20 protein-coding genes are annotated in these 19,198 nt (G+C 70.9%); 12 read left to right on the forward strand and 8 right to left on the reverse strand.

Annotated features, from left to right (window positions below):
* Nucleotides 1-252: 252 nt before the first annotated feature.
* Both ACIBAD_RS06600 and ACIBAD_RS06605 read left to right on the forward strand, forming a co-directional pair.
* Nucleotides 253-441 (forward strand): hypothetical protein, encoded by a 189-nt coding sequence (locus tag ACIBAD_RS06600; RefSeq protein ID WP_398904968.1) that lies wholly within the window; start codon nt 253-255, stop codon nt 439-441.
* 314 nt (nt 442-755) lie between these two features.
* Nucleotides 756-1,337 carry a Uma2 family endonuclease gene (locus ACIBAD_RS06605; RefSeq protein ID WP_134071588.1) on the forward strand — a complete coding sequence of 194 codons (582 nt, stop codon included), beginning with the start codon at nt 756-758 and terminating at the stop codon, nt 1,335-1,337.
* A gap of 112 nt (nt 1,338-1,449) precedes the next feature.
* Here ACIBAD_RS06605 and ychF read toward each other — a convergent pair whose 3' ends face one another.
* Nucleotides 1,450-2,538: a redox-regulated ATPase YchF gene (gene ychF, locus ACIBAD_RS06610; protein ID WP_099889686.1), complete on the reverse strand. Its 1,089-nt coding sequence runs from the start codon at nt 2,536-2,538 to the stop codon at nt 1,450-1,452.
* 135 nt (nt 2,539-2,673) lie between these two features.
* On the opposite strand from ychF, the gene ACIBAD_RS06615 reads away from it, so the two are divergent.
* On the forward strand, nt 2,674-3,201 hold the full coding sequence (locus tag ACIBAD_RS06615; RefSeq protein WP_398904970.1) for a DUF6542 domain-containing protein: 528 nt from the start codon (nt 2,674-2,676) through the stop codon (nt 3,199-3,201).
* Nucleotides 3,202-3,279: 78 nt separating this feature from the next.
* Here ACIBAD_RS06615 and ppgK read toward each other — a convergent pair whose 3' ends face one another.
* Both ppgK and ACIBAD_RS06625 read right to left on the reverse strand, forming a co-directional pair.
* The gene (gene ppgK / locus ACIBAD_RS06620; protein ID WP_134071592.1) at nt 3,280-4,026 is read right to left on the reverse strand and encodes a polyphosphate--glucose phosphotransferase; all 747 of its coding nucleotides are present in this window, start codon (nt 4,024-4,026) and stop codon (nt 3,280-3,282) included.
* A 26-nt stretch (nt 4,027-4,052) separates the two neighbouring features.
* Nucleotides 4,053-5,057 carry a 4-hydroxy-3-methylbut-2-enyl diphosphate reductase gene (locus ACIBAD_RS06625; RefSeq protein ID WP_134071594.1) on the reverse strand — a complete coding sequence of 335 codons (1,005 nt, stop codon included), beginning with the start codon at nt 5,055-5,057 and terminating at the stop codon, nt 4,053-4,055.
* A gap of 86 nt (nt 5,058-5,143) precedes the next feature.
* Here ACIBAD_RS06625 and ACIBAD_RS06630 point away from each other — a divergent pair, with 86 nt between their 5' ends.
* From ACIBAD_RS06630 to ACIBAD_RS06645, 4 genes are all read left to right on the forward strand, one after another.
* Entirely contained in the window at nt 5,144-6,526 is a 1,383-nt protein-coding gene (locus ACIBAD_RS06630) for an APC family permease (RefSeq protein WP_134071596.1), read from the forward strand.
* A gap of 45 nt (nt 6,527-6,571) precedes the next feature.
* The gene (gene xseA / locus ACIBAD_RS06635; protein ID WP_134071598.1) at nt 6,572-7,792 is read left to right on the forward strand and encodes an exodeoxyribonuclease VII large subunit; all 1,221 of its coding nucleotides are present in this window, start codon (nt 6,572-6,574) and stop codon (nt 7,790-7,792) included.
* Between the two features lie 60 nt (nt 7,793-7,852).
* The gene (locus ACIBAD_RS06640; RefSeq protein WP_134071600.1) at nt 7,853-8,116 is read left to right on the forward strand and encodes an exodeoxyribonuclease VII small subunit; all 264 of its coding nucleotides are present in this window, start codon (nt 7,853-7,855) and stop codon (nt 8,114-8,116) included.
* A gap of 119 nt (nt 8,117-8,235) precedes the next feature.
* Nucleotides 8,236-8,826: a malonic semialdehyde reductase gene (locus tag ACIBAD_RS06645; protein ID WP_398904974.1), complete on the forward strand. Its 591-nt coding sequence runs from the start codon at nt 8,236-8,238 to the stop codon at nt 8,824-8,826.
* A gap of 69 nt (nt 8,827-8,895) precedes the next feature.
* Here ACIBAD_RS06645 and ACIBAD_RS06650 read toward each other — a convergent pair whose 3' ends face one another.
* Nucleotides 8,896-9,420, reverse strand: a complete 525-nt coding sequence (locus tag ACIBAD_RS06650) for a DUF4245 domain-containing protein (RefSeq protein WP_398905419.1) — start codon at nt 9,418-9,420, stop codon at nt 8,896-8,898.
* Between the two features lie 224 nt (nt 9,421-9,644).
* Here ACIBAD_RS06650 and glpX point away from each other — a divergent pair, with 224 nt between their 5' ends.
* Nucleotides 9,645-10,676 carry a class II fructose-bisphosphatase gene (gene glpX / locus ACIBAD_RS06655; protein ID WP_030159594.1) on the forward strand — a complete coding sequence of 344 codons (1,032 nt, stop codon included), beginning with the start codon at nt 9,645-9,647 and terminating at the stop codon, nt 10,674-10,676.
* Between the two features lie 104 nt (nt 10,677-10,780).
* On the opposite strand, the gene ACIBAD_RS06660 is transcribed toward glpX, so the two are convergent.
* The gene (locus ACIBAD_RS06660; protein WP_078622249.1) at nt 10,781-11,179 is read right to left on the reverse strand and encodes a WhiB family transcriptional regulator; all 399 of its coding nucleotides are present in this window, start codon (nt 11,177-11,179) and stop codon (nt 10,781-10,783) included.
* Nucleotides 11,180-11,380: 201 nt separating this feature from the next.
* Nucleotides 11,381-12,055: a DUF1707 domain-containing protein gene (locus ACIBAD_RS06665; protein WP_398904976.1), complete on the reverse strand. Its 675-nt coding sequence runs from the start codon at nt 12,053-12,055 to the stop codon at nt 11,381-11,383.
* A gap of 150 nt (nt 12,056-12,205) precedes the next feature.
* Here ACIBAD_RS06665 and ACIBAD_RS06670 point away from each other — a divergent pair, with 150 nt between their 5' ends.
* Nucleotides 12,206-13,873, forward strand: coding sequence for a fumarate hydratase (locus tag ACIBAD_RS06670; RefSeq protein ID WP_398904978.1), 1,668 nt, complete (start codon nt 12,206-12,208; stop codon nt 13,871-13,873).
* A 45-nt stretch (nt 13,874-13,918) separates the two neighbouring features.
* On the opposite strand, the gene ACIBAD_RS06675 is transcribed toward ACIBAD_RS06670, so the two are convergent.
* Nucleotides 13,919-14,281, reverse strand: a complete 363-nt coding sequence (locus tag ACIBAD_RS06675) for a hypothetical protein (RefSeq protein ID WP_398904981.1) — start codon at nt 14,279-14,281, stop codon at nt 13,919-13,921.
* Nucleotides 14,282-14,334: 53 nt separating this feature from the next.
* Here ACIBAD_RS06675 and ACIBAD_RS06680 point away from each other — a divergent pair, with 53 nt between their 5' ends.
* Nucleotides 14,335-15,102, forward strand: a complete 768-nt coding sequence (locus ACIBAD_RS06680) for a glycerophosphodiester phosphodiesterase (protein ID WP_398904983.1) — start codon at nt 14,335-14,337, stop codon at nt 15,100-15,102.
* An 83-nt stretch (nt 15,103-15,185) separates the two neighbouring features.
* Here the strand turns inward: ACIBAD_RS06680 and ACIBAD_RS06685 are convergent, their stop codons facing one another.
* The gene (locus ACIBAD_RS06685; protein ID WP_398904985.1) at nt 15,186-16,715 is read right to left on the reverse strand and encodes a ricin-type beta-trefoil lectin domain protein; all 1,530 of its coding nucleotides are present in this window, start codon (nt 16,713-16,715) and stop codon (nt 15,186-15,188) included.
* A 105-nt stretch (nt 16,716-16,820) separates the two neighbouring features.
* Here ACIBAD_RS06685 and ACIBAD_RS06690 point away from each other — a divergent pair, with 105 nt between their 5' ends.
* Complete coding sequence (locus ACIBAD_RS06690; protein ID WP_398904988.1) at nt 16,821-18,224, forward strand: class II fumarate hydratase; 1,404 nt, start codon at nt 16,821-16,823, stop codon at nt 18,222-18,224.
* Between the two features lie 103 nt (nt 18,225-18,327).
* A complete protein-coding gene (locus ACIBAD_RS06695) occupies nt 18,328-19,023 on the forward strand; it encodes a DUF402 domain-containing protein (protein ID WP_398904990.1) in 696 nt (231 codons plus the stop codon).
* The last annotated feature ends 175 nt before the right edge of the window (nt 19,024-19,198 follow it).

Below are 19,198 nucleotides of genomic sequence, written 5' to 3' on the forward strand. Positions count from 1 at the left end.
CTCAACCCGCGCGTCCTCGCTGGCCAACGCGACAGCCCATGTCCCCCTGCCACAGCAGGGCAGACGCATCTCATGAGAGTGCCAAACGGTGGAGAACGACTGCGCACTCCACTCCACCGAGTCGGTCTCAAGGGCGCTATCCCTCAGAGCCTCAAGATCCACTGTGTAGGTCAGCGTGCCCACACGGCCGAAGGGGCCGTCCGCGTCAACCTGAAACTCGTACACCTTGGGTAGTTCCGAGGAGAAGAGCTGATGGCCCACATCCATGACGAAGGGGATGCGGCGGTTGGGGGGAAGGGTCGCGATGTGCCGACCAACAGCGCGGTTGAGGATCTCGGCCTTCTCGGCACCCAGAGTGGTCTGGAGCGGAGGAGTCACCGAGATGCGCACGTTGCGGGCCAGCGTCTGGCCGATGTTCTCGATCACCAGCACAAGCAATGACGAACCAGGGATGCGAGGCCTGATGTCGACGATGACGTACGGTTCCGCCTGCTCGCGTTGGGCCCTCTCCGTGAGGGCGTTCGCCTCGGCAACCGCCCTCGCCTGACGCCGGTTGTAGACGAGAGACCAGAACGCAGCCGTCGTGGAGAAGATGAGAGCCGCCACGGAAATGACCACCGTGGCGATCTGAACCGATGAGTCGCTCATGACCGGATGCTAGGAAGGTGGCTGGCGCAACGTGGAAAGTTGCCGAAAATCATCCGGCTGAGGTCGTCCGCCCCCCAGCTTGAGCTGCAGACCGCTACCGTGAAGCCATGACCGCCCTGCCCGACTGGATGCGCCCGCCGCGCGCGGAAGGCTGGTTCGCGGAGGACCTCGACCACCTCCCGCAAGCACCGCGCCACACCGAGTTGATCGATGGAGCCCTCGTCTTCATGATGTCGCCCCAGCGGTCCTGGCACGGCCGCCTCGTCACCGCCCTGACCACCACGCTCATGGCGCAGGCACCAGCCGGATTCGAGGTCGAGCGGGAAATGACGATCCGCCTCGATGCCCGCAACCGTCCCGAGCCGGACCTCTTGCTGACAGACCTGCCCTATGATCCCGACCGCACCTGGTACGCCCCGGAGGACGTGAAGCTCGTCATCGAGGCCGTATCCCCAGAGTCCGCCCATCGCGATCGCACAGTAAAACTTCGCAAGTACGCAGAAGCCGGCATCCCGCACTACTGGCGCATCGAGGACGAGGACGGAGCACCCGTCGTCCATGTCTACGAGCTCGACGAACCCACAGGCACCTATGCACCCGCCGGGATCTTCCGAGGCACCCTCCAACGCCCCGTGCCCTTCGAGGTCAACCTGAACCTCGACAAGCTCACGCCGCCCCGAAGCAACTAAGAGGTCAGCACCAAGTCAGCACGGGAATGCAGAAGGGGTCGGACTCCTCAGAGTCCGACCTCTTCTGAACTGCACGTTTGACAAAACTAGGCAACACGCAGTACCGAGACCATTACACGTTGAAGCGGAACTCCACCACGTCGCCGTCCTGCATGACGTAGTCCTTGCCCTCCATGCGGGCCTTGCCCTTGGCGCGGGCTTCGGGGACCGAGCCGCATTCGACCAGGTCCGCGAAGGAGATGACCTCGGCCTTGATGAAGCCGCGCTGGAAGTCGGTGTGGATCACGCCGGCCGCCTCGGGGGCCGTCGCGCCCTGCTTGATGGTCCAGGCGCGGGTTTCCTTCGGGCCGGCCGTCAGGTAGGTCTGCAGGCCCAGCGTGGCGAAGCCGACGCGGCCGAGGGTGGCCAGGCCCGGCTCGTCCTGGCCGACCGACTGCAGGAGCTCCAGGGCCTCCTCGTCGTCCAGCTCCGAGAGGTCCTGCTCCAGCTTCGCGTTCAGGAAGATGGCTTCCGCCGGGGCGACCAGGGCGCTCTGCTCCGCCTTGAAGGCGTCGTCCACCAGCTCGTCCTCGTCCACGTTGAAGACGTAGAGGAACGGCTTCGTGGTCAGCAGGTGCAGCTCGTGGAGGAGGTCGCCCTGCTCCGTGCCCTTGGTGATGCCGTGCGAGAAGAGGGTGTCGCCCGCTTCGAGGATCTTCTGGGCCTTCTCGACCGCCGCCAGGACGGCGACCTTGTCCTTCTGGAGGCGGGACTCCTTCGTCAGGCGCGGCACCGCCTTCTCGATGGACTGCAGGTCCGCGAGGATCAGCTCGGTGTTGATCGTCTCGATGTCGTCCTTCGGCGAGACCTTGCCGTCGACGTGCACGACGTTCTCGTCCTTGAAGGCGCGGATGACCTGGCAGATCGCGTCCGACTCGCGGATGTTGGCGAGGAACTTGTTGCCGAGGCCCTCGCCCTCCGAGGCGCCGCGCACGATGCCCGCGATGTCGACGAAGTCGACCGTCGCCGGCAGGACGCGCTGCGAGCCGAAGATGCCGGCGAGCACGGCCAGGCGCGGGTCCGGGACGCCGACGACGCCCACGTTCGGCTCGATGGTGGCGAACGGGTAGTTGGCCGCCAGCACGTCGTTCTTGGTCAGGGCGTTGAACAGGGTCGACTTGCCGACATTCGGCAGGCCGACGATTCCGATCGTGAGCGACACGTTGGCGACTTCCCGTAGCTGGAGGGGGCGGCGGCCCGGGGGTGGGCCACCGGACAGTTTACTTTCCGATGAGTGGCAGTCGTTGTACGCGTGTCCCCACACCGATACCGCGCTCGGGCCGCCTAGCGTGGTGGGGTGGAGCACTACAAAACGCGTTCGGTGGATCACCCGCAGCGACAGCAGCCGCGCCGCCCGGCCCCGGCGGCGCGGCCGGTCGGCGGCGTACCCGCCCAGGGTGGCGGCGGCCGGCCCCGGCCCGCGCCCGCCCGGCGGCTGCCGCGGCCCCGGCTGACCGGGCTGGGCGGCGGGCTGTTCGCCTGCGTCGCGATGGCCCTGGCCGCCGGGATCACGTGGCTGCTCTTCGACGGCTCGCTCTTCGCGTACGGGCTGCTCTTCCTGCCCGTCGCGGCCGCCACCGCCCTCTGGGTGCGCCCGGCCGACCTGATCACCGCGCCGATCTCCGCCCCGATCGCCTTCGCCACCGGAGTGTGGCCCATCTCCGGCGGCTCCGGCGGCTTCGGCGCGGAGCTCATGGGCATCGTGTCCGCCCTGTCGCTGCACGCCGGCTGGCTGTACGGGGGGACCCTCGTCTCGGCGCTGATCGTCGTCGTGCGCAAGGCGGTGCTCATCTCCCGGCGCAGGCTCCCCCGCCGGACCGCCTGAGCCGCCCGATCCGCCGGACAGCCGCCCGAGCCAACCAAGCCGCCCGAGCCACCCGAGCCGCCCGAGCCGCCGGCCTCCCTAAGCCGCCGTACCCCTCGCCGCCATCGCCGCGCCCACGATGCCCGCGTTGTTCTGGAGCTTCGCCGGGACGATCTCGGCCCGTACGCCCTCGATCAGCGGCAGGAACTTCTCCGGCTTGCGGCTGACGCCGCCGCCGATGATGAAGAGGTCCGGGGAGAAGAGCATCTCCACGTGCTCCAGGTAGCGCTGCACCCGGTGCGCCCAGCGCTCCCAGGTCAGCTCCCCGTCCTCCTTGGCCTTGACCGACGCCCGCTTCTCCGCGTCGTGGCCCTTCAGCTCCAGGTGGCCGAGCTCCGTGTTCGGCACCAGGCGGCCGTCCGTGAACAGCGCGCTGCCGATGCCCGTGCCGAGCGTCAGCAGGATCACCGTCCCGCCGCGGCCCTTGCCCGCGCCGTACGTCATCTCCGCGATCCCGGCCGCGTCGGCGTCGTTGAGCACCGTGACCGACTGGCCCCCGAGCCGCTGCGACAGCAGGGCGGCCGTGTCGACGCCGATCCAGCCCTTGTCCATGTTGGCCGCCGTACGGGTGACCCCGCCCGTGACCACCCCCGGGAACGTCACCCCCACGGGGCCGTCCCAGCCGAAGTGGCGCACCACCTCGACGACACAGCCGGCCACCCCGTCGGGGGTGGCCGGCTGCGGTGTCAGTACCTTGTGGCGCTCCTGCGCCAGCTCGCCACGGTCCAGGTCCGCGGGAGCGCCCTTGATCCCTGAACCACCGATGTCCACACCGAAGATCTGCATGGGATCACCGTACGAAACGAAGGGGCCTACTTCTCGGCGACCAGCGAAGCCGCTTCCGCGCGCAGGTCGCGGCGCAGTTCCTTCGGCAGCGAGAAGACGATCGACTCCTCGGCGGTCTTGACGATCTCGACGTCCGCGTAGCCGCGCGCCGCCAGCCACTCCAGGACCTCCTCGACCAGCACCTCCGGCACGGAGGCGCCCGAGGTCAGGCCCACCGTGGTGACGCCCTCCAGCCAGGCCTCGTCGATCTCGCTCGCGAAGTCGACGAGGTACGCGGCGCCCGCGCCGGCGTCGAGGGCGACCTCGACCAGGCGGATCGAGTTGGAGGAGTTCTTGGAGCCGACGACGATGACCAGGTCGGAGTCGGCGCCCATCACCTTGACCGCCGCCTGGCGGTTCGAGGTGGCGTAGCAGATGTCGTCGCTCGGCGGCGAGACCAGCAGCGGGAACTTGGTCTTCAGCGCGTCGACCGTCTCCATGGTCTCGTCGACCGAGAGGGTGGTCTGGGACAGCCAGACGACCTTCGACTCGTCGCGCACGACGACCTTGTCCACGTCGTCCGGTCCGTCCACGATCGTGATGTGGTCGGGGGCCTCGCCCGAGGTGCCGATGACCTCCTCGTGGCCCTCGTGGCCGATGAGGAGGATGTCGAAGTCCTCGTTCGCGTACCGGATGGCCTCTTTGTGCACCTTGGTGACGAGCGGGCAGGTCGCGTCGATGGTCGCGAGCTTGCCGCGCGCCGCCTCCTCGTGCACCACCGGGGCCACGCCGTGCGCGGAGAACATCACGATGGAGCCCTCGGGCACCTCCTCCGTCCGCTCGACGAAGATGGCGCCCTTCCTCTCCAGCGTCTGGACGACGTACTTGTTGTGCACGATCTCGTGGCGCACGTAGACCGGCGCGCCGTACTGCTCAAGGGCCTTCTCGACGGCGATCACGGCTCGGTCCACGCCCGCGCAGTAGCCGCGCGGGGCGGCGAGCAGGACGCGTCGGGAAGCGGGAGCGGGGGCGGCAGCAGTCATGCGGTCCATCGTACGGGGGTCTCCAGGAGGCCGGGCGTCGCCCGTTCGGCACAGACTGGGGCGAACGTACGAACCGACCGCCCCTCGGAGGACTGATGGCGTCCGTGACGGACCCCGGTACGGAGCCGAAGCCGGCCCTCCGCCGGAGCCTCGGATTCCGGGACCTGGTCGTGTACGGGCTCCTGTTCATCGCCCCCATGGCCCCGGTCGGGGTCTTCGGCACGCTCGACGCGAAATCGCACGGCGCCGTCGCGCTCGTCTACCTCTGCGCGACGGTCGCGATGGGCTTGACGGCCTTCTCGTACGCGCAGATGGTCCAGGTGGCCCCGCAGGCCGGCTCGGTCTTCACGTACGCCCGCAAGGGGCTCGGCGAGGGCGCCGGGCTGATCGCCGGCTGGATGGCGATGCTCGACTACCTGCTGATCCCGGCGGTCGCCTACCTCTTCTCCGGGATCGCGATGAACGCGCTGGTCCCGGAGGTCTCGCGGTGGGTGTGGACGGCGCTGGCGGTACTGGTGACCACCGCGCTGAACCTGTGGGGCGTTCGGGCGGCCGCGCGCGTGGGCTTCGCCGTGCTGGCGATGGAGATCGCGGTGCTGCTGGTCTTCGTCGCGGCCGCGGTGACGGCGCTGGCCCGGGGCGGGGCGCAGCGCGGCTGGCTGTCGCCGCTGGCGGGGGACGGCTCGCTGGGCTTCTCCACGGCGGCGGTCCTGGGCGCAGTGTCGGTGGCGGTGCTGTCGTACCTCGGCTTCGACGCGATCGCCTCGTTCGCGGAGGAGGTGACGGGCGGCTCGGCGCGGGTGGCCCGCGCGGTGCTGTTCTGCCTGGCGCTGGCCGGGGTGCTGTTCGTCGTGCAGAGCTACCTCGCGGCACTGCTGATGCCGGTGTCCTCGGCGGGGCTCGCGGCCGATCCGGCGCAGCAGGGCCCGGCGTTCTACACGGCGGTGGAGTCGTCGGTCGGGACCTGGCTGCACGACCTGGTCGCGGCCGGCAAGGCGATCGGGGCGGCCTTCGCGGCGCTGGCGGGCCAGGCGGCGGCGGGCCGGCTGGTGTTCGCGATGGCCCGCGAGCGGCGGCTTCCGGGGGCGCTGGCGCGCACCTCGGACGGGACACCGCGGCCCGCGCTGCTGGCGGCGGCGACGATCACGCTGATCGCGGCGGTGTGGGCGGCCCGCCGCGACGACGGGCTCGACCAGCTGGTCTCGGTGGTGGACGTGGGCGCACTGGTGGCGTTCACGCTGCTGCACGCCTCGGTCGTCGGCTGGTTCGTGGTGCAGCGCGGGGCGGGCGCCCCGATCTGGTGGAAGCACCTGCTGATGCCGGTGCTGGGCGCGGCGGTGACCGTCGCGGTGATCGTCGAGGCGGCCTGGACGGCCCAGCTGGTCGGCGCGGTCTGGCTGGCGGCGGGCCTGGCGGTCCTCGCCGTTCAGAGAACCCGCCGCGGCCGGCCGGATCCCGACACCGGCGGCGGTCCCTGAGAGGCTGTCAGTGTGGCTGTCGGCGCAGCCGGATAGCCTGCGCACATGGGTCTGAATACGTCGGCTGACGCGCCGCTGCCGGTCGGCAAGGTGTCCCGGCTCATCGGGGGCTGGATCGACCGGCTGGGCCAGGTGTGGGTGGAGGGGCAGATCACGCAGCTCTCGCGGCGGCCGGGGGCGGGGGTGGTCTTCCTGACGCTGCGCGACCCCTCGCACGACATCTCCCTCAGCGTCACCTGCTACCGCCAGGTCTTCGACGAGGTCGCGGACGCGGTGACGGAGGGCGCGCGGGTCGTCGTCCTGGCCAAGCCGGAGTGGTACGCCCCGCGCGGGCAGCTGTCGCTGCGGGCGACCGAGATACGGCCCGTCGGCATCGGCGAGCTGCTCGCCCGGCTGGAGAAGCTCAAGCGCTCGCTCGCCTCCGAGGGCCTGTTCGCGCTGGACCGCAAGAAGCCGCTGCCGTTCCTGCCGCAGCTGATCGGGCTGGTCGTCGGGCGGGCCTCGGCGGCCGAGCGCGACGTACTGGAGAACGCCCGGCGGCGCTGGCCCGCGGTCCGCTTCGAGGTACGGAACGTGGCGGTCCAGGGGGTGAACGCGGTGCCCCAGGTGATCCGGGCGGTCAAGGAGCTCGACGCCCTGGACGAGGTCGACGTGATCATCGTGGCGCGCGGCGGCGGCAGCGTGGAGGACCTGCTGCCGTTCTCCGACGAGGAGGTCGTACGGACGGTCGCGGCGGCCCGGACGCCCGTGGTCTCGGCGATCGGGCACGAGCCGGACTCCCCGCTGCTGGACCTCGTGGCGGACCTGCGGGCCTCCACGCCCACCGACGCGGCGAAGAAGGTGGTCCCGGACGTGGGCGAGGAGCTGGAGCGGGTGCGCCAGCTCCAGGGTCGGGGGCTGCGGGCGGTGCGCGGGCTGCTCGACCGGGAGGAGCGGGGGCTCGCACACGCGCTGGGCCGGCCGGTCTTCGTCCATCCGCAGCGGATGGTGGAGACCCGCGAGGCCGAGCTGGAGGCCCTGCTGGGGCGCACCCGGCGGACGCTGGGGCACCTGCTGGACCGGGCCGATTCGGAGCTGGCGCACACCCTGGCCCGGGTGGTGGCGCTGTCCCCGGCGGCGACGCTGGAGCGCGGGTACGCCGTACTCCAGCGGGCGGACGGGCACGTGGTGCGCTCGCCGGAGGAGGTCTCGGGGGACGAGGTGCTGCGGGCGAGGGTGGCGGAGGGCGAGTTCTCCGTACGGGTGGCGGCGCCGGGCTCCGAGTGAACCGGCCGGTCTGAACACCGGAACGTATTCGATGCACTGCACACATAAGGCGGAACGGGAATGACGGAAAGCGATACCTCGTTGGGGTACGAGCAGGCCCGGGACGAGCTCATCGAGGTCGTCCGCAAGCTGGAGGCCGGCGGCACCTCGCTGGAGGACTCCCTCGCGCTCTGGGAGCGCGGCGAAGAGCTCGCGCAGGTCTGCCGGCACTGGCTGGAGGGCGCCCGCGCCCGGCTCGACTCGGCGCTGGCGGCCCGCGAGGCGGGGGCCGGCGGGGCTGACGGCGCCCGCGAGGGCGGCGGGGCTGACGAGCGGGACGCCTGAGACGGCGGGCCAAACGTGATGTGAGTCATCCCCCAGCAGATTTAGTTGAAAATTCTACTACCTTGGGCTTAGAGTCAGGACATCGCTTCACCCCCGCTTGTATGGAAGAAGGCTTTCCGATGTCTCTCGTTCTCGACTCCGCCGCTCAGGACCTGCTGTTCCGCGAGGCCCGCACCGCCAACTCGTTCTCCGACGAGCCGGTGACCGAGGAGCAGGTCCAGGCGATCTACGACCTGGTGAAGTTCGGCCCCACCGCCTTCAACGGCACCCCGCTGCGCATCACCCTGGTCCGCTCCCCCGAGGCCCGCGAGCGCCTGGTGAAGCACATGGCCGAGGGCAACCGGGCCAAGACCGCCGCCGCGCCGCTCGTCGCGATCCTCTCCGCGGACAACGAGTTCCACGAGGAGCTGCCGCGCCTGCTGCCGCACTTCCCGCCGGCCAAGGACATGTTCTTTTCCGAGCGCCCGGTGCGTGAGCAGTCCGCGCTGGTGAACGGCGCCCTCCAGGCCGCGTACTTCATCGTGGGCGTCCGCGCCGCCGGCCTGGCCGCGGGCCCCATGACCGGCGCCGACCTCGCCGGCATCCAGAAGGAGTTCCTGGACGCCGACCACACCCCGATCATGGTCGTCAACATCGGCAAGCCGGGCGAGGACGCCTGGTTCGACCGCTCCCCGCGCCTGGGCTTCGACGAGGTCATCACCACCGTCTGAGTCCGGCCAGGTACGCAGAAGGCCGCTCCCCGGGGTCCCGGGGAGCGGCCTTCTCGCATGTCGTCGGGACTATTGCTGCGCGCCCTGCTTGAACTCCAGCGCCGCCGCCATCGCGCCCAGGTCCTCGAACGAGGCCGTGCCGGTCACCACCGTGGCGTAACCCTGCTCCTGCCGGACGAGGGCGTCGTACTTCTCGCCCTCCCAACGCTCCCAGACCAGGTCGCCGATCTGCTGCGTCTGCCCGGTGGCCTTCGCCTGCCGGGTGACGCCCGCCAGGTGCTTGGCGGAGGCGTCGCTGGACTGCTCGATCGCGACGTACTGCCCCTTCGGGTCCAGGAAGCCCAGGTGCCAGGCGTTCGAGGCCTTGCGGTCGTACGTCACCGAGGTCGCGCGCCACTGCTCGGGGAGCCCCACCGGCGCCGCCACCGGGTACGGCGCCGCGCGCCGCGCGGTGATCGTCTCCACCCGGTAGTCGACCACGTGTGTCGGATCGGCCTTGTCGTCATGTGGGACGAAGATGTAGATCCCCGCGACGACGATCCCGATCACCACCAGCGACCGGACCATGTCCCAGACCGTCTGCTTGCCCTTCATACCTGCCACGCCCCCATCGTCCCCCATGACCGGGAGTGATCTCCGCCGGGGTCGGCGCGGCGCCCGTCCTGATCCGCGAGATGTTCCGCAAGATGTTCGCTCACGCCAAACGCCTGACCGATATGGCGCTCATACGTGACCCGGTCTGCTCAATTTGTCGACGTACCGATAGAGTTCCAGCACCCTCACTTCCCGGCCGTCGCCGTACAGAAAGGTGCGCTCCGATGACCGAGCACAACCTGCCGCCCCAGCTCGAAGTCTCTCCGGAGGCCCCCGACCGCAACCTCGCCCTGGAACTCGTCCGGGTGACCGAGGCCGCAGCCATGGCCGCGGGCCGGTGGGTCGGGCGCGGCGACAAGCTCGGCGCCGACGGCGCCGCGGTCAACGCGATGCGGACCCTGATCTCCACCGTCTCGATGAACGGCGTCGTCGTCATCGGCGAGGGCGAGAAGGACGAAGCCCCGATGCTGTTCAACGGCGAGCGGGTCGGCGACGGCACCGGCGCCGAGGTGGACATCGCGGTCGACCCGATCGACGGCACCACCCTGAACGCCAAGGGCATGCCGAACGCCATCGCCGTCCTGGCCGCCGCCGACCGCGGCACCATGTTCGACCCGTCCGCGGTCTTCTACATGGAGAAGCTGGTCACCGGCCCCGAGGCCGCCGACTTCGTCGACATCAACGCGCCCGTCTCGGTGAACATCCGCCGCGTCGCGAAGGCCAAGAACATGGCCGTCGAGGACGTCACCGTGATCATCCTGGACCGCCCCCGCCACGAGGGCATCGTCAAGGAGATCCGCGAGACCGGCGCGCGCATCAAGTTCATCTCCGACGGCGACGTCGCGGGCTCGGTCATGGCGGTGCGCGAGGGCACCGGCGTGGACCTGCTGCTCGGCATCGGCGGCACCCCCGAGGGCATCATCTCGGCGTGCGCCATAAAGTGCCTCGGCGGCACGATCCAGGGCAAGCTGTGGCCCAAGGACGAGGCCGAGCGGCAGAAGGCGATCGACGCGGGCCACGACCTGGACCGCGTCCTGCACACGAACGACCTGGTCTCCGGCGACAACGTGTTCTTCGTCGCCACCGGCATCACGGACGGCGAGCTGCTGCGCGGCGTCCACTACCGCTCGGAGACCGCGACCACGTCCTCGCTGGTCATGCGCTCGAAGTCGGGAACGATCCGGCAGATCGACTCGACGCACCGCCTGTCGAAGCTGCGCGCGTACAGCGCGATCGACTTCGACCGCGCCCAGTAGGACCCGGCAGGCCTTCAGGGCGGGCCTCCAGGCGGTCCCGGGCAGCGAGAGGGGCGCCACCGCGTGCGGCGGTGGCGCCCCTCCCGCTTGCCCGCGTGCGGGTCTCAGCCCGCGGCGGCTATCGGCCCGGCTCCCGGCGCCTGGCGCAGTTCCGCCGCCCGGCGCCTGCGGCGGGCCAGCACCACGCGGCGCTCGGCCGCGGTGAGCCCGCCCCACACCCCGTACGGCTCGGGCTGGAGCAGTGCGTGCTCGCGGCAGGCCACCATCACCGGGCAGCGCGCGCAGACCCGCTTCGCGGCCTCCTCGCGGGAGAGCCGGGCGGCCGTCGGCTCCTTGGAGGGGGCGAAGAACAGCCCCGCCTCGTCCCGGCGGCACACCGCCTCCGCGTGCCATGGGCCGTCGTCTTCCCTCGCCGGCACCCGTGGCTTCGGTACGGCCGCCGGACGCGCCTGAAGGCTCGGTACGGCGGCTACCTGCAGGGACTGATGCGGCGGATGCGGCACGGCCTACTCCTGACGACGTATACGCAAGCGAGAGACGATGCACCTGTCCCTACCCGCTGTGCGCGCCCCTATGCACTGCGTGGGGCAAGGGAGCCGCCCCGCCGAACTTCGACCGAAACCCGACGCCGGCGCACCCCGTCACGTGCCCGCGCACGCCGCCCCGGCCCGGAGCGGGCCCCGGACGGCGCAGCCCGCGGCCCGCTACCCCTGCAGGCGCTTGCGCAGCTTGAGGGTCAGGTCGACCAGGCGGGCGCCGAGCTTGGGCCGGGCCTCGATGTTGCCCAGCAGCGAGAAGCCGCGGATGATCACGACCGGGGCGTTCGGGTCGGTGGTGTCGGCGCGGCCCTCGCCGTGCACCTCGAAGTTCCCGAGGACCCCGCTGCCGTAGCCGCGGAGCGTCACGTTCTCCGGGACCGTGATCTCGACGTTGCCCAGCACGCTCGTCACGTCGATCTCGGTGAGCTGCTGCTCGAAGACGGCCTCGGTGAGGTCGATGGTGACGTCGCCGAGGACGCAGACCACGCGGGTGTGCGCGCCGGGCCGCCAGCGGCCCTTGCGGGTGGAGCTGCTGCACACGGCGACCACGGTCTCCGCGACCGCGGCCTGGCCGGCGGCCGGAGCCGGAGCCGGGGCCGGACGCTGTCCGTACGCGGGCGCCGCGGCGGCCGGGCCGCCGGGCGCCGGGAGGTCCCGTACGAGCACCTCCAGCTCCCCGACGGTCTTCAGGGCGTACAGCGAATCCAGCCGCTCGGAGTGCTCGTCGGCGGTCAGCCGGCCCTCGGCGAGGGCGTCGGCCAGGATGTGTGCGATCCGGTCGCGATCGGCGTCGGAGGCCCGCAGGTCGGCGGGCGCGGCAGGCTTCTTTTCCAGGTCCACGTCAACCAGCATAGCGATTCGCGATAGATCGCGATAGTTGACAGTGAGCCTTACCTCACAGACACAGCCCGGGACGGAGGTCCTACGCTGGATAGCCGCGCTGCCAATTGGTCGTCAGCGCCGTCTGCCGAGTGAGGAATGACTGCCGTCATGCCAGAGTTTGCGTACACCGACCTGCTGCCCCTGGGCGAGGACACCACCCCCTACCGGCTGGTGACCTCGGAGGGCGTCTCGACCTTCGAGGCCGACGGCCGTACGTTCCTCAAGGTCGAGCCCGAGGCGCTGCGCAAGCTCGCCGAAGAGGCCATCCACGACATCCAGCACTTCCTGCGCCCCGCGCACCTCGCGCAGCTGCGCCGGATCATCGACGACCCCGAGGCCTCGTCGAACGACAAGTTCGTCGCGCTCGACCTCCTCAAGAACGCGAACATCGCGGCGGCCGGCGTCCTGCCGATGTGCCAGGACACGGGCACGGCGATCGTGATGGGCAAACGCGGCCAGAACGTGCTGACGGAGGGCGGCGACGAGGCGGCCCTGTCGCGCGGCATCTACGACGCGTACACGCGCCTCAACCTGCGCTACTCGCAGATGGCCCCGCTCACCATGTGGGAGGAGAAGAACACCGGCTCGAACCTGCCCGCGCAGATCGAGCTGTACGCCACCGACGGCGGCGCGTACAAGTTCCTCTTCATGGCCAAGGGCGGGGGCTCGGCCAACAAGTCCTTCCTCTACCAGGAGACGAAGGCGGTCCTCAACGAGGCCTCCATGATGAAGTTCCTGGAGGAGAAGATCCGCTCCCTCGGTACGGCGGCCTGCCCGCCGTACCACCTGGCGATCGTGGTCGGCGGCACCTCGGCGGAGCACGCGCTCAAGACGGCGAAGTACGCCTCGGCCCACTACCTCGACGAGCTGCCGCGCGAGGGCTCCCCGCTGGGCCACGGCTTCCGCGACGAGGCGCTCGAACAGCAGGTCTTCGAGCTGACCCAGAAGATCGGCATCGGCGCGCAGTTCGGCGGCAAGTACTTCTGCCACGACGTGCGCGTGGTGCGGCTCCCGCGCCACGGCGCTTCGCTGCCGGTCGCGATCGCCGTGTCCTGCTCGGCGGACCGCCAGGCGACCGCGAAGATCACCGCGGAGGGCGTCTTCCTGGAGCAGCTGGAGCGCGACCCGGCCCGTTTCCTGCCGGAGACGACGGACGAGCACCTGGCCGACGCGTCGGACGTGGTGTCGATCGACCTGAACCAGCCGATGGAGGACATCCTCGCCACGCTCACCAAGCACCCGGTGAAGACCCGCCTCTCCCTGACCGGCCCGCTGGTCGTGGCGCGCGACATCGCGCACGCCAAGATCAAGGAGCTGCTGGACTCGGGCGCGGAGATGCCGCAGTACCTGAAGGACCACCCGGTCTACTACGCCGGCCCGGCGAAGACCCCCGAGGGCTACGCCTCGGGCTCCTTCGGCCCGACCACGGCCGGCCGGATGGACTCGTACGTCGAGCAGTTCCAGGCGGCCGGCGGCTCGAAGGTCATGCTGGCCAAGGGCAACCGCTCGCAGCAGGTGACGGACGCGTGCGGCACGCACGGCGGCTTCTACCTCGGCTCGATCGGCGGCCCTGCGGCGCGCCTGGCCCAGGACTGCATCAAGAAGGTCGAGGTCCTGGAGTACGAGGAGCTCGGCATGGAGGCGGTCTGGAAGATCGAGGTCGAGGACTTCCCGGCGTTCATCGTCGTGGACGACAAGGGCAACGACTTCTTCCAGAACCCGGCCCCGGCCCCCACGTTCACCCACATCCCCGTCCGGGGCCCCGGCCTGGCGTGACCGGCGGGGCGGGAGCGCCCCCACCGCGACGGGCTCCGGGGGAGATCACCCCCGGGGCCCGCCGCGCATCCCGCGCAGCAGCTCCGCCTCCACCGGGGTCGCGTCCAGGCCCTGCTCCCGTGCCGCGCGCAGCTGCGCGAGCGTGAACTCGTACAGCTCGCGGACGGCCTTCAGCGGCACGCCGTCCGGCCCGCCGACGGCGAGGCGCACGGTGCCCTCCGCGGCGGCGATGCGCGCGCGGACCCACGGCGGGGGCGGTCCCCAACCGCCGTCGCACGCCTGGACCGCGTACGCGGGGCAGTACAGCTGCTCCTCCCAGCGCAGCCGGCCGTCGACGACGTGCTGCCACGCCTCGAACCGGCACGAGCCGCACGGCTCGCAGTGGAGCATCACGGAGTGTTCAGCCATCCGGGCAGCATCCTGTACCGGAACGGCCACCGCATCCGGATAACGTCTACGGCATGACTGTGTCGTCCTTGCCCAGCGCCCGCGACGTGCGGGTCATCGCCCACCGCGGGGCCTCCCACGAGCATCCCGAGCACACCCTCGCCGCCTACCGGCAGGCCATCGACGACGGCGCCGACGCGCTGGAGTGCGACGTGCGGCTGAGTGCCGACGGGCGGCTCGTGTGCGTGCACGACCGCCGGGTGGAGCGGACCTCCGACGGGCGCGGGGTCGTCTCCGCCATGACGTACGGGGAACTGACCGGGCTCGACTTCGGCGGCTGGAAGGGCGAGGCGCACCGCGGGGCCCAGGTGCTGCTCTTCGAGGACCTGCTCAAGGAGGCGCTGGCCGCCGACCGGCCCGTGGGGCTGGCCGTCGAGACCAAGCACCCCACCCGCGCCGGCGGCCGCCTGGAGGCCGAGCTCGTACGCGTCCTCAAGGAGCACGGGCTCGCCGACGGCTCCGACGGCCGCATCGAGGTGATGAGCTTCTCCCGCAACGCCCTGATCCGGCTGAACCGGCTGGCCCCCGGGCTGCCCTCCGTCTACCTCATCGAGCGGCGGCTGCGGCCCGCCCGGCCGCCCTTCGCCGGGCACGCCGGGCCCGGCATCGACCTGCTGCGCAAGGACCCGGGGCTGGTGGCGCGGCTGAAGGCCCGGGGGCTGCGCGTACGCGTCTGGACGGTCGACGAGCCGGAGGACGTGGAGCTCTGCGTCCGCTTGGGCGTGGACACGCTCATCACCAATCGGCCCCGGGAAGTCCGCGAGCACCTGCGCCGGTTGTGAGTCCTCATGGGAACACCCGGCCGGGCGTGCCGGCCGGGTGTGGGGGGTGCGGGTGGTGCGGGGCGGGGTTGCGCGCCGTGCCGCTACACGAAGCGCTGGTTCGCCGAACCGCTGCAGGCCTGCAGGCGCAGCTGGTCGTGGGCGGCGGCCACGGTCAGGCACATGCCCGGGGCGGCAGCGGGGCGGAGGGTCGCGCCGTCGCGGACCCACTGCTGGTTCGCTCCGCCGTGGCAGTTCCAGATGATCAGGCCGGTGCCCGCGCCGTAGTGGGCGCCCGGGGCGTCGAGGCAGCGGTCGTGGGTGAGCTCGATGTGGACCGACTTGCGGGCCGCGTCGTACCACCAGCCCTGGTTGCGTCCGCCGTGGCAGTCCCAGCCCAGCACGGCCGTCTCATCGGCGCTGGAGCCGCCCTTCGCGTCGAGGCAGTTGCCCGTCGCCTCGTTCTTCAGCGGCGCGTAGAGGGAGTCCCAGGCCCCGGCCTGGAGGACGGGCGTTCCGGTGCTCGCCGGGTCGGCGCAGGAGGCCTCGCGCAGGCCCGAGTCGTAGAGCTGGGTCAGGCAGGACGCGAACGCCCCGTGGCCCAGGTAGTTGGGGTGGAAGGACTGGCGGGCGGTGTTCTCGTCCCACGGGAAGTGGTCCCCGAGGTCCAGGTAGAGGCCGCGGGCCCAGGTGTCCTCCATGCAGACCTCGTGGCCCTGGAAGAGCCGCGAGTTGTCGAGGTACACGGCCCCCGAGGCCAGCGCCGCCGCGCGCATGCCCTTCTCGAAGGCGGGCACCGCGTAGTTGCGGCCCCAGGCGGCGTCGGAGTCGTAGCCGGCGCAGCCTCCGGGGAGCTTGCCGGGGAAGTTCGGGTTGTCGTAGAAGTCGGGGCCGATGGGGCTGGGGTAGCCCATCACGACGAGCTTGTAGTCGGAGTCGGCGTAACCCGCGTCGCGCATGACGGTCTTGAGGTCGGCGACCGTCGCCTCGACCTTGGGTTTCAGGCCGTCCACGCGCGCCTGCCAGCCCGGCCCGTACTTGGGCTCGCAGGTGCCCTGGCTGAGCACCCAGCGGGTCACGCAGTCGGTCATGACCGGGCCGAACTGGAGGTCGTCGTTGGCGCCGGCGACGAGCAGCACCATCTTGATCTTCGTATTGCGGGCCTTGACGGCGAGGCTGTCGCTCTGCACCAGCTCGTCGGCGTACTGCTTGCTCCCGCCGATCCTGATGTTGCCGGTGTAGCCGCCGGAGCAGGCGACGTTGAAGGTCAGGTCGGCGGGGATGCCGGTGCGGTGGATCGCGGAGTCCGGCGAGCGGTGGCACTGGTTGGCCGGGGTGTTGGTCGCCGGGTCGTAGTTGCCGACCCCCTCGCCCGAAATCTCGCTGTCGCCGAGCGAGATCAGGCCTGTCTTGCGCTCGTTCAGCGGGCGGATCGCCGGGTCGCCGTAGATCTTGACGGCCTCCGCCGCGCGGACGGCCTCCAGTTCGGGCGGGAGCGGCGTGGCGGCCGCCGCGGGGGTGGTCGCGGCCTGGGCCATGGGGGTGATGGCGGTGACGCCCCCGAGGGCGGCCGCGATCGCCGCGGCGGCGGCGAAGGTAGATCTGAGCCCGGGTCTCGTACCTACACGTGTCATGAACGTCTCCCCTGTCGGTGTTACCCACGGTATTTACTGGCCGGTAGGGGACTTGGGAACACTTCGAACAAGACAATTGCTCAACTTTTTGAGGAGGCAACGAACATGACCGGTGATCAGAATCCCGACGCCTACCGGATCGAGCACGACTCGATGGGCGAGGTGCGAGTCCCCGCGCACGCCAAATGGCGGGCTCAGACCCAGCGGGCGGTGGAGAACTTCCCCATCTCCGGACAGCGCCTGGAGCGCGCCCACATCGAGGCGCTGGCGCTCGTCAAGGCCGCGGCCGCCGCGGTGAACGCGAAGCTGGGGGTGGTGGACGAGGACGTCGCCGACGCGATCCGGTCCGCCGCCTCCGAGGTGGCCGAGGGCCGCTGGGACGACCACTTCCCCGTCGACGTCTTCCAGACCGGGTCCGGGACTTCGTCCAACATGAACACCAACGAGGTCATCGCGACCCTGGCCGGCGAGCGGCTCGGCCGCGAGGTCCACCCCAACGACCACGTCAACGCCTCGCAGAGCTCCAACGACGTGTTCCCCTCGTCCATCCACATCGCCGCGACGGCCGCCGTCACCCGCGAGCTGATCCCCGCCCTGGAGCACCTCGCCGCCGCCCTGGAGCGCAAAGCCGCCGAGTTCGCCGAGGTGGTCAAGGCGGGCCGCACGCACCTGATGGACGCCACCCCGGTGACCTTGGGCCAGGAGTTCGGCGGGTACGCCGCCCAGGTGCGCTACGGCGTCGAGCGGCTGCGCGCGGCCCTGCCCCGGCTCGCCGAACTGCCGCTGGGCGGGACCGCGGTGGGCACCGGGATCAACACCCCGCCCGGGTTCTCCGCGGCCGTGATCGCCGAGGTGGCCGCCGCGACCGGGCTGCCGCTGACCGAGGCCCGCGACCACTTCGAGGCCCAGGGGGCGCGGGACGCGCTGGTGGAGACCTCGGGGATGCTCCGTACGATCGCCGTCTCGCTGACCAAGATCTCCAACGATCTGCGCTGGATGGCCTCGGGGCCGCGCACAGGATTGGCCGAAATCAATCTGCCCGATCTGCAGCCGGGCTCCTCGATCATGCCCGGGAAGGTCAATCCGGTGATCCCGGAGGCCGTACTCATGGTCGCCGCACAGGTGACCGGGAACGACACGACCGTCGCCGTGGCGGGCGCGGCCGGCAATTTCGAACTCAATGTGATGCTCCCGGTGATGGCCAAGAACCTGCTGGAATCGATCCGGTTGCTGGGCAATGCGAGCCGTCTGCTCGCCGACCGCACCATCGACGGGATCACCGCCAACGAGGCGCGGGCCAGGGAGTTCGCCGAGTCCTCCCCCTCCGTGGTGACCCCGCTGAACCGGTACATCGGCTACGAGGAGGCGGCCAAGGTCGCCAAGAGGGCGCTCGCCGAGCGGAAGACGATCAGGGAGGTCGTACTGGAGGCCGGGTACGTCGACCGCGGCGACCTGACCCTGGGACAGCTGGACGAGGCGCTCGACGTCCTGCGGATGACCCGGCCCTGAAAACGTTTCCGGTCAGGGGCCGGATTCGGTCGTTTCCCGTCCTCGCGCACCTCCGTGACCTGCACCGCAGCGGGCGCAGGGGCCCCAGCCCTAAGATCTGCGCATGACAGGTACCGGAGGCCGCGGGGGCGGCGACGCACAGGGCACCCGCTGGCGGCCGGGTGAGCAGATCCTCTGGCGCTACCGCGATCACGCCCCGGGTCTGAAGGGCGCGGTCCACATCTGCCGCCCCGTGACGGTGGTGCAGGACACCGCCGACCTGCTGGCGGTGTGGATGGCCCCCGGCACCGAGTGCGTCAAGCCGGTGCTGGCCGACGGCACCTCCGTCCACGAGGAGCCGCTCGCCACCCGGTACACCGCTCCGCGCACCACCGTACGGTCGCGCTGGTTCGGCGCCGGCGTGCTGAAGCTGGCACGGCCCGGGGACCCGTGGTCGGTGTGGCTGTTCTGGGACCACGGCTGGCGGTTCAAGAGCTGGTACGTGAATCTGGAGGAGCCGCGGGCCCGGTGGTCCGGCGGGGTCGACTCCGTGGACCACTTCCTGGACATCTCCGTCTACCCCGACCGTACGTGGCAGTGGCGCGACGAGGACGAGTTCGCGCAGGCCCAGCGGGCCGGTCTGATGGACGCGGAACAGGCCCGCCGGGTGCAGGCGGCGGGGCGGGCGGCGGTGGACGTGATCAAGGCGTGGGGGGCGCCGTTCTCCGACGGCTGGCAGGACTGGCGGCCGGATCCCGCCTGGGAAGTTCCGGCCCTTCCCGAGGACTGGGACCGCACTCCGGCGCATATGACCTCATGAGACCCTTGATGCGCCCCCGGGGTTCAACCGTAAGATCTCCCTCCGCAGGTCGCGCGCGGGAGGCGTGCTGGGCCCCGAATCCGTAAATGTCGTGCCGTACGCGGGACTTGACCGGAGGTCAAAGCAGAGCGAGAGGTAACGAGCGGGCCGCGGAACCGCGCGGCGGTGGTGTCCC

The sequence above is a fragment of the Streptomyces sp. NPDC051109 genome (assembly GCF_044455885.1).
Classification (GTDB): domain Bacteria; phylum Actinomycetota; class Actinomycetes; order Streptomycetales; family Streptomycetaceae; genus Streptomyces.